At 36.7% G+C, this 16,893-nt stretch carries 13 protein-coding genes; 10 read left to right on the top strand and 3 right to left on the bottom strand.

Going from position 1 to position 16,893, the window contains the following annotated elements; translation table 11 throughout:
- Positions 1-106 precede the first annotated feature (106 nt).
- The 10 genes from GV828_RS00950 (at position 107) to GV828_RS00905 (ending at position 14,084) form a co-directional block, all read left to right on the top strand.
- Positions 107-1,993 carry a DUF3857 domain-containing protein gene (locus tag GV828_RS00950; protein ID WP_166535591.1) on the top strand — a complete coding sequence of 629 codons (1,887 nt, stop codon included), beginning with the start codon at positions 107-109 and terminating at the stop codon, positions 1,991-1,993.
- A gap of 17 nt (positions 1,994-2,010) precedes the next feature.
- The gene (locus GV828_RS00945) at positions 2,011-3,954 is read left to right on the top strand and encodes a DUF3858 domain-containing protein (RefSeq protein ID WP_166535590.1); all 1,944 of its coding nucleotides are present in this window, start codon (positions 2,011-2,013) and stop codon (positions 3,952-3,954) included.
- A 1-nt stretch (position 3,955) separates the two neighbouring features.
- Positions 3,956-4,282 carry a nucleotide pyrophosphohydrolase gene (locus GV828_RS00940; protein ID WP_166535589.1) on the top strand — a complete coding sequence of 109 codons (327 nt, stop codon included), beginning with the start codon at positions 3,956-3,958 and terminating at the stop codon, positions 4,280-4,282.
- Between the two features lie 46 nt (positions 4,283-4,328).
- Complete coding sequence (locus tag GV828_RS00935; protein WP_166535588.1) at positions 4,329-5,621, top strand: 3-phosphoshikimate 1-carboxyvinyltransferase; 1,293 nt, start codon at positions 4,329-4,331, stop codon at positions 5,619-5,621.
- 136 nt (positions 5,622-5,757) lie between these two features.
- Complete coding sequence (gene queA / locus GV828_RS00930; RefSeq protein WP_166535587.1) at positions 5,758-6,807, top strand: tRNA preQ1(34) S-adenosylmethionine ribosyltransferase-isomerase QueA; 1,050 nt, start codon at positions 5,758-5,760, stop codon at positions 6,805-6,807.
- Between the two features lie 146 nt (positions 6,808-6,953).
- The gene (gene kynU / locus GV828_RS00925) at positions 6,954-8,231 is read left to right on the top strand and encodes a kynureninase (RefSeq protein ID WP_166535586.1); all 1,278 of its coding nucleotides are present in this window, start codon (positions 6,954-6,956) and stop codon (positions 8,229-8,231) included.
- A 97-nt stretch (positions 8,232-8,328) separates the two neighbouring features.
- Complete coding sequence (locus GV828_RS00920) at positions 8,329-9,411, top strand: agmatinase family protein (protein WP_166535585.1); 1,083 nt, start codon at positions 8,329-8,331, stop codon at positions 9,409-9,411.
- Between the two features lie 558 nt (positions 9,412-9,969).
- Positions 9,970-11,523, top strand: coding sequence for a hypothetical protein (locus GV828_RS00915; protein ID WP_166535584.1), 1,554 nt, complete (start codon positions 9,970-9,972; stop codon positions 11,521-11,523).
- A 616-nt stretch (positions 11,524-12,139) separates the two neighbouring features.
- Positions 12,140-12,937 carry a hypothetical protein gene (locus GV828_RS00910; RefSeq protein WP_166535583.1) on the top strand — a complete coding sequence of 266 codons (798 nt, stop codon included), beginning with the start codon at positions 12,140-12,142 and terminating at the stop codon, positions 12,935-12,937.
- A gap of 364 nt (positions 12,938-13,301) precedes the next feature.
- Complete coding sequence (locus GV828_RS00905; RefSeq protein ID WP_166535582.1) at positions 13,302-14,084, top strand: rhomboid family intramembrane serine protease; 783 nt, start codon at positions 13,302-13,304, stop codon at positions 14,082-14,084.
- A 148-nt stretch (positions 14,085-14,232) separates the two neighbouring features.
- On the opposite strand, the gene rlmB is transcribed toward GV828_RS00905, so the two are convergent.
- The 3 genes from rlmB to GV828_RS00890 form a co-directional block, all read right to left on the bottom strand.
- Positions 14,233-14,967: a 23S rRNA (guanosine(2251)-2'-O)-methyltransferase RlmB gene (gene rlmB / locus GV828_RS00900; RefSeq protein ID WP_166535581.1), complete on the bottom strand. Its 735-nt coding sequence runs from the start codon at positions 14,965-14,967 to the stop codon at positions 14,233-14,235.
- A gap of 70 nt (positions 14,968-15,037) precedes the next feature.
- Positions 15,038-16,021 (bottom strand): hypothetical protein, encoded by a 984-nt coding sequence (locus tag GV828_RS00895; RefSeq protein ID WP_166535580.1) that lies wholly within the window; start codon positions 16,019-16,021, stop codon positions 15,038-15,040.
- Between the two features lie 12 nt (positions 16,022-16,033).
- On the bottom strand, positions 16,034-16,885 hold the full coding sequence (locus tag GV828_RS00890) for a hypothetical protein (protein ID WP_166535579.1): 852 nt from the start codon (positions 16,883-16,885) through the stop codon (positions 16,034-16,036).
- Between the last annotated feature and the right edge of the window lie 8 nt (positions 16,886-16,893).

Raw genomic sequence — 16,893 nt, 5'->3', positions numbered from 1 at the left:
GAATAATAAGATGAATGTTAAAAGTGATTTTGAACGAGAAATTTTGTGCATAATGCCTTTGTACTGCAGTTGAAAAATTTATTTTTGTAAAAATTAACTTTCTTTTATGAAAAAATTAATCAGTCTTTGCCTTTTTATTTCTTTAACTATGTCAGCTCAGTTTAATTTTCAAGCTGAAATCCCCCAAAATTTGAAAGACGGCGCTAATGCTTGTGTTCGATTCGAAGAAGTTTTTATTGATGTTACGTCAAACAAAAATATGAACATAAAATCAACAAGAATTGTCACGGTGCTTAATGAAGCCGGACTTGAATTGATTGGCGCGAGTGAATTTTACAACAAATCCACGAGAATAAAATCGATGGAAGCCATTATTTACAATGCTTCGGGTTCGGAAATTAAAAAAATAAAACGTAAAGATTTTCGAGAAACATCAATTTCGGAAGGATCAATTATTACTGACAATAAGGTGGTTTTTTTAGATTACACTCCTGTCAGTTATCCGTTTACAGTTGTATTTAATAGCGAAATTGCTACTTCTAATACCGCTTTTATTCCGGCTTGGACTCCGGTTAAGAGCTATTTTGAAAGTGTTGAGAATTCAAAAATTACCGTGAGAGCTTTGCCCGAATTAGGATTTAAGTACAAAGCTTTTAACACCGATGGCGTTGTCACATCACAAGAAATCTCGAATGGCATTACGTTTTCTTTAGAAAATTTTGTTGCAATAAAAAATGAGGAATATTCCCCTAACCCAAGAAATTTCTTACCTAATGTTCTTTTTGGACTTTCAACTTTTAATCTAGAGGGTGTGGATGGCACCGCTTCTTCATGGGATGAATTTGGGAAGTGGGTTTATAATAGTTTATTGGAAGGAACTGACGAGCTAACGGTTGACACCCAATTAAAAATTAAAACTTTGGTTGGCGAGGAAAAAGATCCTGTGAAAATCGCGAGAATTGTTTACGATTTTGTGCAATCAAAAACACGATATATCAGTATTCAATTGGGAATTGGCGGTTGGAAACCCATGCTGGCAAAAGACGTGGATCGTTTGGGTTATGGTGATTGTAAAGCGTTGAGCAATTACACGCGTGCGCTTCTGAAAGTTGTAGGTGTTCCTTCGTATTACACCGTAATTTATGGTGGACAAAGACGTGATTTGCAGGAAAATTTTGTTTCTATGCAAGGCAATCATGCGATATTGGCTTTGCCAGTAAACGATAAAATTTATTGGTTAGAATGCACGAGTCAAACCAATCCGTTTGGGTATCAAGGTGATTTTACTGACAACCGTTTGGCGCTTTTGGTAAAACCTGATGGCGGACAAATTGTGAGAACCCATGAGTACATTACTTTGGAAAATACTCAAATATCTACGGGAAATTTCAGCGTTTCGCCGGAAGGAAATTTTAGAGGTGAAGTAAACATTAAATCTCGCGGAACCCAGTACGATAACAAAGCAGGAAATGAGTTGAAAAGCAATGACGATGTGATGAGTTTTTACAAAAGTTACTTTCGTAACATTAATAATTTAAACATCCAAAAAACAAATTTTGTAAACAATAAAAATGAGGTAGAATATGTGGAAGACCTTCAGTTAGAAGCCGTGAAATATGCCGATAATGTTGGCGGAAGAATGTTGATTCCGGTCAATGCTTTTAATAAACTTAGAGAAATTCCGCAGCGATACAGAACCCGAAACAACCCATTTGAATTGTCGCGTGGTTTTAAGGATTATGATGAAATTACCATCGAAATTCCGCAAGGTTATACTGTAGAAGCCAAACCTGATAATGTAGATCTTAAAGATCATTTCGGTCATTACATTGCCGAATTTAATTTGGTAAGTCCGACGAAACTAATTTACAAACGTACTTATGTATCTAACGCGGGTAAGTATGATAAAAGCGAGTATGAAAATTTTAGAAAATTCCGTGAGCAAATTGCTCGTAATGACAATGCCAAAATTGTTTTGATTAAAAACCAATAATTCAAATAACATAGAACATGAAAAAAATTTTAAGCCTTGTTTTGATTTTTGGCGCAATACAGGTTTTTGGGCAAAAAATGGAATTTGGAAAAGTTTCCGAAGACGAATTAAAAGAAACCCAACATCCAAAAGATACTTCGGCAGCGGCAGCTTATCTCTTCAAGTCCGGAAGGTATTATTTTGAGGTAAATGGTGAAGGTGCTTGGATTTTTGTTCAAGAAATAAAGAAAAAAATCAAAATTTATAAAAAAGAAGGTTACGAATATGCAACCGAAGAAGTTCCTTATTATACCGGCGGAAAACAAGTTCGGCTTTACTTTGATGATGCTGCAACATATAATTTGGTAAACGGTAAGGTCGAAAAAACCAAACTTAAAAGCGACGGAGAATTTAAAGAAGTGGTAAACGGAAATTATTCTATTAAAAAAATCGCCTTGCCAAATGTAAAAGAAGGCTCTATTATTGAATATAGTTACACGCTAAAAACGCCGTATTTTGTGGCTTTGCCAGAATTTAGATTCCAGCACTACATTCCGGTAAACTCCGTGCAGTTGCAGGTTAATATTCCGCAATATTTTATTTATTCGAGATTTTTAAGAGGTTATGCCGATGTAAAAGCTGGAACGGAAACCGTTGTTCAAGAACCTTCGAAAAGATTTAACGAATCGAAAGTAATTTACACCGCAGAAAATGTGAAAGCGTTAAAAGATGAAAATTATGTGAATAATCTTGATAATTATACCTCGATAATCAATTATGAATTGGCGTCTTACACAAGTCCGGGTGGCATGACCGAAAATTTTTCGACCGATTGGCCTTCGGTTGTAAAAACCATTTATGAAGATAAAGATTTTGGTAACGAATTAGATTATAAATCTTATTTCGAAAAAGATTTGGCACCATTAATCCAGAATGTAAGTTCGCGCCAAGAAAAAATGATGGTGGTGTTTAATTATGTAAAATCGCGCATGACTTTTAATGATAAATTTGGCTACTATTGCGATAAAGGCGTGAAAAAAGCGTACAATGAAAAAACCGGAAATGTAGCCGAAATTAATTTGATGTTAACAGCAATGTTACGCTATGCAGAACTCGATGCTAATCCTGTTTTGGTAAGTACACGATCTAATGGAGTGGCGCTTTTCCCTAACAGAACGGCTTATAATTACGTCATTGCTGCAGTAGATTTAGATGCCGAAACCAGAGTTTTGTTAGATGCGACTTCCAAAAATACAATGCCAAATATTTTGCCGCTGAGAGCCTTAAACTGGATAGGCCGTTTAATTCGTCCAAATAAAACGTCGGTGGAAATTGAATTGATGCCTCATTTTAATTCTAAAGAAGTGGTTACTGTTTTGGCTTCACTTGACAAAGAAGGAACCTTAAACGGAAAAATGAGAAGACAATATTTTGATTACAATGCTTTTTTGTTCAGAGAACATTTTTCAAAAATGGCCAAAGAATCTTATTTAGAAGGACTTGAAAAAAGATTGGCCAACAGCGAAGTGAATGAACATACAACGACTAACGAAAAGGAACTTGCAAAACCGATGATTGAAACGTTTGATTTTACACGTTCGGCATCAGCAGATATTATTGGAGACAAAATTTATTTTACACCTATGTTACAATTTTACCAAAATGAAAATCCTTTTAAACAAGAAGTTCGTGAATTTCCGGTAGAATATCCGTTCCCGTTTAATGATCGTTATCAATTTACCATCAATGTTCCGGATGGTTATGTAATCGAATCCTTGCCAAAACCAATTGTTATTTCAATGGAAAATAATATCGGAAGTTATACTTACAATATTTCCCAAAATAATAATACCATTCAATTATCAGTGTCTTTTGACATCAATTTGTACAATATCGCACCAGATTATTACCCAACATTGAAGGATTTTTACAAGGCAATGATTGAAAAACAAAATGAAAAAGTAGTATTAAAGCGCGTTTAACATGGAAATAAAAAATGCACAATTAGCAGTTGATAATTGGATTAAAAATCACGGAGTTCGTTATTTTAATGAATTGACAAATATGGCACAACTTACCGAAGAAGTAGGTGAGGTGGCGCGAATTATCGCCCGAAGATATGGCGAACAATCAGAAAAAGAATCGGATAAAAATAAAGATTTAGGCGAAGAACTAGCCGATGTAGTTTTTGTTGTTTTATGTTTGGCAAACCAAACGGGTGTTGACTTGCAGGAAGCTTTCAATAAAAAAATGGACTTGAAAACCAAACGTGATCACGATCGGCATCACAATAACGAAAAACTCAAATAATTTTTAAAAGCGTTGCGGTCTTGCAACGCTTTTTTTATTTTTGGGCATGAACATTCGCTTATCCAAATCGCAAATTATTTCAAATGCATCGCTAACCATCACGGGAAGTAAATCCGAAACCAATAGATTATTATTGCTTCAGGCATTGTTTCCAAACTTTCAAATCGAAAAAATTTCTAATTCCGATGATAGCGAAGTGATGTTGGAGGCAATAAAAAATTCTACACAAAACCCAAAAAATCCTATCCAAATAAACGTGCATCACGCCGGAACCGCCATGCGATTTCTGACTGCTTTTTTTGCGATTCAAGAAAATTGTGAAGTGATTTTAAACGGTTCCAAAAGAATGCAGGAACGGCCCATAAAAATTTTGGTCGAAGCACTCCGGGAACTTGGTGCTGCGATTTTTTATGAAAACCAGGAAGGTTATCCGCCCTTGAAAATCATCGGAAAAAATTTAAAAAAAAATAAAGTAACGCTTGCCGCCAACATCAGCAGTCAATATATTTCGGCATTGTTGCTTATCGCTCCAAAACTGGAGAACGGTTTAGAATTAATACTCGAAGGCGAAATCACTTCTGTTCCGTACATTCAAATGACTTTGGCATTGCTTAACGAAATTGGCGTAGAAACGTCTTTTGAAAGAAATATAATAAAGGTAAAGAAATTCCAATTTACAAATTCCAAATTCCAAACTCAAAACTCAAAACTCAAAACTCCAAACTCCAATCTCCTAACTGTAGAATCCGATTGGTCTTCGGCGTCTTATTTTTATTCAATTGTAGCACTATCAAACATTGGCGCACAAATCACACTTTCAAATTATAAAAAAAATAGCCTTCAAGGTGACGCGGTTGTAACGGAAATTTATCAAGATTTTGGCGTAGAAACTATTTTTTCAGAAAATTCAATTTCAATTAAAAAAACCCATTCAGAATATCCTAAATCAAAAATTATAAATCTAAAATCGTCACCTGATATTGCACAAACCATTGCGGTTACTTGTTTCGGACTCGGGGTTTCTTGTCATTTCACCGGATTACACACCCTAAAAATCAAAGAAACCGACAGATTAGAAGCCTTAAGAAACGAATTGACAAAATTAGGAGCCCATATTTCAGTTACAGATGATAGTTTAATTTTAGAAATTTCGAATAAAATCAACGAAAATATTGCTATAAAAACCTATCAAGATCATCGAATGGCAATGGCTTTTGCACCTTTGGCAATAAAAACACCTATCATCATTGAAGAAGCTGAAGTAGTATCAAAATCATATCCTACATTTTGGGAAGATTTGCAAAAAATCGGATTTAAAATTGAAAAATTTCCACCATAATTTCTTTGGCAAATTGCGCCAATCCTGCTTTCTTCAAAATAAACTCTAAAACACTTGACAACCCCTATTTGGCAATCGTATATTTGCAGGCGTTTGAATAGAAAGCGTTTGAACTTTAAACTCTAAACAAAAAATAATGAAGTTATCAAATTTCAATTTTAACCTTCCGAAGGAACTTTTAGCAGAATTCCCTGCAGAAAACCGTGATGAATCGAGATTGATGGTAGTCAATAGAAAAGCCAATACTATTGAACACAAGATGTTCAAAGATTTAATTGATTATTTCGACGAAGGTGATGTGATGATTTTGAACAATACTAAAGTTTTTCCGGCGCGTTTGTACGGAAACAAAGAAAAAACCGGAGCCAGAATCGAAGTTTTTTTACTTCGCGAGTTAAATTCTGAACAACGTCTTTGGGATGTTTTGGTAGATCCGGCTCGTAAAATTCGTATTGGTAACAAATTATATTTTGGAGATGATGATTCGCTGGTGGCTGAAGTTATTGATAACACCACTTCGCGCGGAAGAACTTTGAGATTTTTGTACGATGGTTCTTACGAAGAATTCAGAAATAAATTAACCGAACTTGGGGAAACCCCAATCCCAAAATACATCAACCGCGAGGTAACTCCCGAAGATGCTGAACGTTACCAAACGATTTATGCTAAAGAAGAAGGTGCTGTTGCGGCTCCAACTGCAGGTTTGCATTTCTCAAAACATTTGTTGAAAAGATTGGAAATTAAAGGAGTGGATTTTGCCGAAGTAACGCTTCACGTAGGTTTGGGAACGTTTAATCCTGTTGAGGTGGAAGATCTTTCTAAGCACAAAATGGATTCCGAAGAATTAAAAATCACTCCAGAAGCTTGTAACACTGTTAACAAAGCGATTGCCAATAAAAAAAGAGTTTGTGCCGTAGGAACCACAACTATGAGAGCCATCGAAAGTTCAGTTTCCTCAGCAAAAACTTTAAATCCTTACGATGGTTGGACCAACAAATTTATTTTTCCACCGTACGATTTCAGCATTGCAGATTGTATGATTACCAATTTTCATACGCCAAAATCTACTTTGTTGATGATGATTTCTGCTTTTACAGGTCATGATTTGATGAAAAAAGCTTATGAAGAAGCTATCAAAGAAGGTTATAAATTTTACAGTTATGGTGATGCAATGCTTATCATCTAATTGATAAAAGATAAGTTCACAAGAATCCCGTTTGCAAATTCGGGATTTTTTTATGCTCATAATTTTGTTTTTTCTGGCTTTCGCCGAAAGGCAAATTGCATCTTTTTTGCTATTTTTACGAACTAAAAAATTTTAAAAACCTACTGATGGATTTTCAAAATACCAGAGAATTTGCGCAACAACTCGACGCTCAAGACAAATTACACCATTATAAAAATGAATTTATTTTTCCGCAAGTTAACGGAAGAAAAGTTATTTATTTCACCGGAAATTCCCTTGGATTACAACCCAAAAGAACCAAAGCTTACATCGATGAAGTCATGGACGATTGGGCAAAACTCGCCGTAGAAGGTCATTTTTATGCCGAAAAACCTTGGTGGGATTATCACGAAAGATTTGCAGAACCGCTGAGTAAAATTGTAGGCGCGTTGCCAAGTGAAGTCACGGTGATGAATACCTTAACGGTCAACTTACACTTATTGATGGTTTCGTTTTACCGTCCTACCGAAAAAAAATATAAAATTTTGTGTGAATCAAAAGCCTTTCCGTCAGACCAATACATGTTTGAAAGTCAGGTAAAATTCCATGGCTTCAATCCAGATGATGCCATTGTAGAAATTCACCGTCGAGAAGGCGAACATAACATTCGTTTAGAAGATATTTTAGCAAAAATCGAAGAAATAGGTGAGGAATTGGCGTTAGTTTTAATCGGTGGCGTTAATTATTACACCGGACAGGTTTTTGATATCAAAAAAATAACTGAAGCAGGTCACAAAGTTGGCGCTTATGTCGGTTGGGATTTAGCTCATGCCGCCGGAAATATCAAACTCGACTTACACGATTGGGAAGTAGATTTTGCCGCTTGGTGTAGCTACAAATACATGAATTCCGGACCAGGAAATGCTTCGGGTTGTTTCATTCACGAAATTCACCATGACAATTACGAACTCAACCGTTTTTCAGGTTGGTGGGGTCAAAACAAAGAAAGAAGATTTTTAATGGAACCAAAATTTTCTCCGGAAAAAGGCGCAAACGGATGGCAAATCAGTAACCTTCCGGTATTGACTTTAGCACCATATTTGGCTTCGGTAGAAATGTTTGACGAAGTTGGAATGAATGCCTTAATCGAAAAAAGAAACCAAATCACGGCTTACCTCGAATTTATTTTACACGAAATCGACAAAGAAGTAGAGAGTACATTTGAGATAATTACCCCAAAAAATCAAGAAGAAAGAGCCAGTCAACTTTCCGTTTTTCTTCATGGCGAAGGCAGAGAATTATTTGATTATCTCATGAAAAACGGCGTGATTACCGATTGGCGCGAACCCAACGTAATCCGATTGGCACCCGTTCCGTTTTATTGTTCTTTTGAAGACATGTACGAATTCGGACAAATACTAAAAGCTGGGATTCAAGCCCCCTAACCCCCAAAGGGGAAATTCATAGATTGAGATTATAAAAAAAATAAATAATTCCGCGTAAACCTGCGTCATCCGCTAAAATCCGCGTAAAAAATCAACAATGACCAAACAAGAAAAAATAAATTCATTCGATCCGTCGCAACCAGGTCTTGCAGACCAAAGCATTTTCGGACTTCCGTTTACCGCCGAAGAAAGTGAAATCATCATCATTCCCGTGCCATGGGAAGTAACCGTGAGTTACGGAGCTGGGGCTTCATCAGGTCCAGAAGCCATACTCGACGCATCTTTTCAAGTCGATTTGCACCACCAAGAATTTCCAGAGCTTTGGAAGTTGGGAATCTATTTGGATTTAAACGAACAAACCGACAAGTGGAAATCCGACAGCGAGAAATACAAAGGTTTAGCACAACCCATCATCGAAGCCCTTGAAAGTGGCGAAGTGATTGAAAGTCATCCTGCCTTACAAGCGGATTTGGACAAAATCAACAAAATATGTCGCGAACTCCACAATCAAGTCAAAGAACGCGTGTTGCATTGGACCAAAAAAGGCAAGAAAGTGGTACTTCTCGGAGGCGATCATTCCACGCCATTGGGTTACTACGAAGCATTGGCAACACAACACGAAAATTTCGGAATCTTGCACCTCGATGCCCACATGGATTTGCGTATCGCCTACGAAGGCTTCACCTATTCTCACGCTTCAATCATGTACAACGCATTAAAAATTCCGCAAATTAGCAAAATTGTACAAGTCGGAATCCGTGATTTTTGCGAGCAAGAAGTGGAAGTCGCTTTGAAAGACCGCGTTTTAGTTCACACCGATATGGACCTCAAAGCCGAAACTTTTACCGGCACAACTTGGGCACAACAATGCGAAAAAATTATTGCGTCGCTTCCGCAAAAAGTAGTCATCAGTTTCGATATCGACGGCATGTATCCTTGGTATTGCCCCAACACGGGAACGCCCGTTCCAGGCGGATTTTCGTTTGAGCAAGCAGCGTATTTACTCAGCAAATTAGCCGACAGCGGAAAAGAAATCATTGGTTTCGACCTCGTAGAAGTCGCCCCCGGAGACGACGATTGGGACGGAAACGTTGGTGCCAGAATGCTCTTCCACATGTGTGGCGTTCTCGCCAAAAATAGCGGCTTAAACGTAGGAAAGAAAATCTCCTTCAACCGGTAAACCTTACAAAACCTGCATTTTTCTGCAGGTTTTTTTTATTTTTTTTGGGCGTGACCCAATTTACAATACAACTGCCAATTAGAAAGTTCCTGCAAAAATTGGGTCGGGCTTTCGCCACTCGCTGTTTTTTTGGTTCCACTTCGTTACACCAAAAAAACGAGCTCAAACAAAGGCTCAATCCCTCACGCGGCAGCGAGTTTTAAAGTTTCAGGTTTCAAGTTTTCTCCTAACAGTTTTCCAAAACTTGTTAGGTTTTTTTGATTTCAATGATAGAAAATATTATTCCAAATTTTCGGAATTTATAAAATGTTAACGAGTTTAACAAAGTGGGCTAAAAAATAAAGTATCTATAAGGAAGCTATGGCTTTGACTAGACTAAAATATTACGCAGAAATTGTTAACATTATCCAAAAATTATTATATTTGAAATTCTACCACGTTTGTTACCGGAACATTTAAAAACCAAATAAACATGAAACAAACAAACAAACAACGCTTATTAAAACTTTTTAGCGTTATGGTAATGCTTTTTTTTTAGCGGGATGTCAAGCTGAGGAAGTGGTCAAGGATAATCACGAACATGGAGAAAAAGTGATTGCTAAGAATGTTGATTTTAGCAGTTTTCAAAAAAAAGTTGCTTCGAAAAAATCTAATTTACAGTTTGAGAAAATAGATGTTTTGAAAAATGACGCTTCAAAACAGAGAGAAAGTGTTGGACTGATTCATACTATTTTTACCAATGAGATTTTTTATATGGAAATGGAAAACGGTATGATAACATACACTTTAAAAGCTTCAACGAATTTAGAAAACGACCAAGCCATAACTAATATTGTTTATTTTTCGCAAAATGGTAACGATTTTGATTACAAAGTAATCCGATATTTTCCTTCGGATAATTGGTTAGAAAGTTACCGTAATAATCCGAACACATTATTTTCAGGAACTATTGAAGGATTTAATTCTACACAAGTGGAATTATCCGGCGTTACTTATGCTAAGGGCGGAAGTATGCAATGCCCGATTGCTCAAATTCCGGTTTGGATATGTGCCGCAAACAATGCCCATAGCTTTGACGATTACGTAAGTGGATTATGTAGAGTTGGAGAAAATAGAATAGTCGCCTATAACACAGTTTGGGGTGATTGTCCTAACAGTGGTGGTGGCGAAGGTTCAGGTGGTGGAAACCCGGGCAACAATGAAAATCCAGGTCAAGACATTATTGAAATCCCTACAAAACCAGTTGTTTTTCAGAGCTTTTTTCAAACGTTTTATGATAACTCTTTAAATTTTGATCAACAAAAATATCTGAACGATCATCCTGATGTGAAAGCAGAGATTGAAAATTTTGTCGATGCTCAAGGTGCAATAACTGGAGTGGTGAGTGAGGAGGTTAGCGAATATATGCAAGAGATTCTAAATCACGGGTTAAGTAGTAATTTGGAAGAAGTTAATCAAGAAATTATTTACATGTTGAATATTTTAGAAGACGGATTGGTAAATGGTCAGGCGGTTGTGGACGCTCCAAATGTTCCAATCGTCAATATGCATAATTATTTAAATTGTTTTGATACTTCTGAACCTGCGACCATCACGCTTTATGCAGATCAACCTACCACTGGTTCGCATTCAATATACGGTGATGATACTGTCGGTCATGCATTTATTTCAATTAAGCAAGGAACAAAAATTAAAACGTTGGGATTTTACCCTCAGTGTTCGACATGTTCTATATTACCAAATCCTAACACAATGGATCCTCGAGACTTTATTAGTGTAGCTGGTGTTTTTGGTAATGATGAAAATCATGCTTACGACGTTAGTGTGACTACGACGATTAACGCCATACAATTATCAAACTTAATTGGTTTCATGAATAATATCGCATTGAGCAACCCGCAGTATAATCTTGGCTCAATGAACTGCACGGATTTAGCAATTCTCATTTTTGAGAGCCAAACGAATATTGACATTCCGAGTTGCGAATCTCCAAGTCCCTGGAAAGGTCAAACGCCTGGAACATTAGGAGAAATTTTAAGAAATTTATCTTTACCAATAAATGTAACCAGAAATACTAATGGAGGGACGGCTCCTACCAATAGCGATATTTAATAATCATGAAAATACTAATTTTAAAAATACTTAATACACTTTCCTTTTTAATTATAATAATTCCGACTGGAAAGATAAATTTACCTAACGGAGGAATTTTATTCGTTTCGTTGTTGCAAGTTTTCGAATATTTTCCCCAAAGTGGATTGCACTTAAATTTCGAAACGGAAACAGTTATGGCATTAACGGTGGTTATCGGACTAGTTCTGATTTTTTTGAGAAATAGAACACTTAATTTGTTAGGGATAATTATTCAATGTATATGGATTGTGTATAAATCAAAATCCGATTTTTTTACTAATTGGGAATTTATTGGGCCTACTTTAGTTTTTTTCGCTTTAAGTGTGATATTAATTGTCAACCTACTACAAACCAAACAAACTAAAATTCAGGTTTAATATCGAGTCTTTTCCACGGAATGACAATAATTTTAAAAAAAAACTTCACGATGAAGCCCAAGCTGGCTCGAGCATCTTGCTCGTGCAGAAATAGTAAAATATAATTTAAATAAATATTGCGATACTCAAACGAAATTTATGAATTGCATTATTGAAAAGAATGGTCACGAGCAAGATGCTCGTGCGAGCGAGGGAATCTTTATAAAAGCCAATTAAATATGAAAATGTTATTTTCAATAATTATCGTCACACTTATTCCCGCTAAATTATTTAGTCAAAACACAATTATCGTAAACGATTCAAGTGTAATCAATTGTGATCAAATAAAAAGTGGACTAGCAGATTTAAATATCACTGACGAAATTAATGGCAGAATGGTTCTTAGACCAAATCTGCAAGAAAACACAGTATTTTTAATGCGTAATCTTGAAGACGATACCTATTACTATGCTACAAGAAAATTAATGAAGAAAATCAAACGCTGTAAATGTAAAAATGTAAGCATCGAAAAATTACCGAAAAAAAATAGCTATAGAATGAAACAATTTTTTCTCCTAATTCTTTTCTCATTATCGTTAACTTCATGCAATTTTTTTGGAACTGTAGATAATCAGATAGAAACAAAAAATATTGACTTAGCTCGAGAAAATATCGTTGGCATCTGGCATCTGGACAAATTTTCTTACAAATTTTTGTCCTCAAAAGACAAAATTGAAAGTATTTCTATCAATTTCAATTCTAACGGCTCGTTCGTTTTAAATAATTCTAAAAATGTTTTTGTCCATAATTTCGATTTAAATGAAAATCAAGTTATAATCGACAACCAGGAAACATCTGGCAAATGGGACATTATTCACAATCAATTTCTTGATACCGACGAGTTAAATCTTTTTTTTGGTAAAGAAGAATCACGTTTGGAAGGACTAAAAGTTTACAAGAAAGGTAATCAATATCAAATTTTATGGTTTTTTAACGATCCTGATACAGGAGATCGACTTCGATTTCTTAAGAAATAGATTAGATTTTATCATCTATTATTCTTTTTTTCTATCTGCGTATAAAAGAGGCTTCACGACGAAGCCTCTTTTTCTTTTAAAACCAAAACGCAATTCCGTCGTAATAACCTTAATGCCATTTAGTAGAATTTTTTTCCGACAACCAATGCGTCCGTAAAAAGCGATTGTTTTCTGGAAAATCGTCGGTTTCCAAAAACCTATTAGGTTTTTTTAAATGACGACAAACTATTTAAGTTTATCAAAATCCCAAATTATTTAATTATCAAATTTTCAAATTATCTAATTCTTAACCTGCCAAAATAGCAGATGTTTTTTTGTGGATACATTTTTGAAGTGGTTTGGTAAATTATTACAAGCCTTTTTTATGAATGATAAAAATTTACGTTTTTCAACTTCGGTGATTGCTTGGCCTTTGGCGGCTGTTGTGGCCATTTGGGTTGTTTTTTGGGCAGAGATAAGATTCTCACTTCACCTAAACGATTGGGGAATTTTTCCAAGAACTTTGGAGGGATTGCGGGGCATTATTCTTAGTCCGTTTTTGCATGGCGATATTTCTCACCTATACAATAATACGATTCCGCTTTTCTTATTGATTGCGGCTTTGCGCTTTTTTTATCGGAATCAAGCGTTGAAAGTGATTGTGTTTGGGGTTTTGATTTCCGGGATTTTAACTTGGCTAATCGGGAGAAGTAGCTACCATATTGGGGCAAGTGGATTGATTTATGTATTGGCTTCGTTTATTTTTTTCAAAGGAATCCAGACTAAATATTTCCGATTGGTTGCGGTTTCGTTTATTATTATACTGCTTTACGGCGGGATGATTTGGTATGTTTTTCCGGATGTTGAAGATGGCATTTCGTGGGAAGGACATCTCTCTGGATTTGTGACGGGATTTGTTTTTTCGAGGTTGATGAAAACGCCGGAATACCAGAAGACGCCTGTGTTTGACTGGGAAAAACCAACTTACCGAAAGGAACAAGACGAGTTTATGCAACAGTTTGACGAAAACGGAAATTTCGCGCCTTGGCGTAAAATTGACGAAGAAATCTTTGAGGACCATTATTTTTCCTTGAGTCCGAAGTACCGTTATATTATTGTTCCCAAACCTGAACCGGAAATTTCGGAGGATGAAATGAACGTTCCGTAATTTTCCTAACGATTAAAAAAAGCCAAAAGTTTTTCAATAGCCCCGATAGAGGCGGTAGCGCTGTAGCGAAGCGGAAGCCTAAAGCCGAAAGCGGGAAAATGGATTAAAAAAATGCCTGTCCCGATGCTTTGGGATGGCTCCAAAAAAATTAACTTCTTTGGCGCAAAGTTTCGTACAAAAATGCGCCGCAAGCCACGGAAACGTTGAGGGATGCGATGCTGCCGAACATGGGGAGCTTGGCTTTTTCATCGACGATTTTGAGGACTGACGGGTTGACGCCGCGATCTTCCGAACCCATGATGATGGCCAAAGGTTGGTTGAGATTACAGTCGAAAATATTTTGGTCGGTTTTTTCTGTAGCGGCAACGGTGGTGATTCCGGAGGCCTGAAGGTGGAAAATGGCGTCTTTGATGTGCTCGACTTTGCAGATTGGCACGTTGAAAACGGCTCCTGCGGAGGTTTTTACGGTGTCGCCATTTACGGGTGCTGAACCTTGTTTTTGAACGATGATTCCGTTAACTCCTGTACATTCTGCGGTTCTAATAATCGCACCAAAATTTCTAGCGTCAGAAAGTTGGTCGAGGATTAAAAAAAGTGGCATTTTGCCCGATTCTAATACGGTTTCGATAAGGTTTTCGATGTTGTGAAAAGCGATTGGAGCAATGGAAGCCACGGCACCTTGGTGGTTGTTTGGCGTGAGTCGGTTGAGTTTTTCTACGGGAACGTATGAAAAATTAACGCTGTGTTTTTTGAGGGTTTTGAGGAGTTCTTTCATGAGGTCCCCTTGCGCGTCTTTTTGCACAAAAACTTTGTCAATTTCTTTTCCTGCTTGAATGGCCTCAATAATGGCTCTGACTCCGAAGATTTGGTGTTGCTTTTCCATTTGGCAAATATAGTACAAAGTTGGTTAAAAAAAGAAAACCACCGTTTTTGGCGGTGGTTTTGAGTTTTGGTTATTTTTTATTTTTGCGTTTTAACTTTTCAAGAAATTTTGAATTGGCAATTCTGCCTTGGAAAGCGTTGTTACCGTCAGGATCTGTGATGCTGTAAGTGTTGCCTGTTTTTTCAATTTCGAAAGTGACTAATGCAGCTCCATTTCCATCGTTTAAACCGCCATCTTGCATCGGGAAATATGCCGAAACGTCAGTGGTTTGGTTTAAATTGGTTCCTGCTTTGAAGAAGTTTACTTTTGCCGGAACGTTAATGTTTTCAGCGTATCCGCTTGTGGTCCAAAGACTGATGTCGAGATAGTAAGTGCCGTCAGGTAAATCGTCAGAAAGCATGATTAATTCTTCAGGACAATAATCGTAACTGTAATCGATTAGGTCGAAAGCAGCATCATATAGTTCCATGTCCATGTCTAATTCGCAGAAATCTATTTCCTCTCCAGCTGAATTAAAAACGCCATCCCAGTTTAATCTCATGGAAAGATTGTTAGAAGTTGCATTTTGAATGTTGATGTCGATAAATAAATTATTAACCGTACCAAGCAAAGTTCTGTTAGAAATGACTTGAAGTTTTAAGGTTTCGGTTTCTTCGGCAAATTCGTCAAGAATGGTTGTAATATCCACGGTATATTCTGTGGTATACGCCGGAATTTCGAAAATATAACCAACAGGTCCACCGTTTTCTTCAATTGCTACGCAAGTTTCGTCGTTGCTTCGACATCCTGGAATAATATAATCTTCCTGATCAGTTGCTGTGCTACTTTCTAACATTACCAAACGGTATTGAATGGGTTTGTTATGTGGCTTGTCTAATAAAAAAGATAGGGAAGCCACTTCACCTTCGGTAACATCGTATGTGGTTACTTCAGCGGTAAGGTTTGGTTTTACGGAAGTTTCGATATTAGTTGAATCATCGTCGGCACAAGAAAGCACTAACATTGGAGCAAGCAACACCGCAAACCAATTTTTTATGTTGAATTTATTTTTCATAATTTAAAAAGATTAAAGTTTGGTGTAAACTGCTTTAAATTGTCTATTTCCAGCGGCGAAAGTAATGATGTAGTACATGGTAATTGATTCTACTTCGCCAGCTTCATTTAGTGTAACGAAACCATGAGACCCGTCGGTGGTATTTCCATAAACCAAATTAGAAAAATAATCCCCTAAGTTTTGTTCTCCGATTACAATTTCCTGGCAAACATCGTTGAAGAGGAAGCCATTTCTTGGAGCGCCATCAACTGTTAAATCATCGTAAGGACCCGTGGTAGAAGTTACATAAGAACCTAATGATAACTCTGTAATTACCTCGTTAGGGAAATTGTAAACCGTATTATTGTCTAGACGGGTTACAACCAAGCTGTAAGTTCCCGCTAAATTCGAGGCACATTTTGCGATGGTAATGGTGGTCGATTGTCTTGAGGCACTTGCTACACCATTGGTTACTTGAGTTAAGTTGACCACTATTGTTAGTGGTTGGTTATCAGGTAAATTTTGCGGATTTACAGTGAAAGGAAAGGCAACAAAATTTTCTCCTGGATTAATTGTTAGTGAATTTGCGGTTCCTGTAATAGCGTAATGCGTTCCGGCAACTGCCGTACTTGAAGGGTCGATTTCAAAATTAATTGTAATTGGCTCTTCAGAAACTGTACCGTTATTTCCACCAATAAGGTTGATGTACTCTTTTTCTTGAACTGACTCTGTATTTTCATCAGTGTAAATGTAAGACGGCTGTAAGCTGTTGAAGCCTACCACATAATTTCCTTCGGAAAATGTGGCTACATCGTCGTCAACCAAGCACGAATTTAATCCGAAGGCGGTTGCGATTAACAGAAAATATATTTTAAAGTTTTTCATGGTTTTTT

Origin of the sequence: Flavobacterium ichthyis (genome assembly GCF_009915155.1) — a bacterium.
Classification (GTDB): Bacteria; Bacteroidota; Bacteroidia; order Flavobacteriales; family Flavobacteriaceae; genus Flavobacterium; species Flavobacterium ichthyis.
The sequence above is the reverse complement of the archived record's forward strand: the minus strand, read 5'-3'. Positions and strand labels throughout refer to the sequence as shown.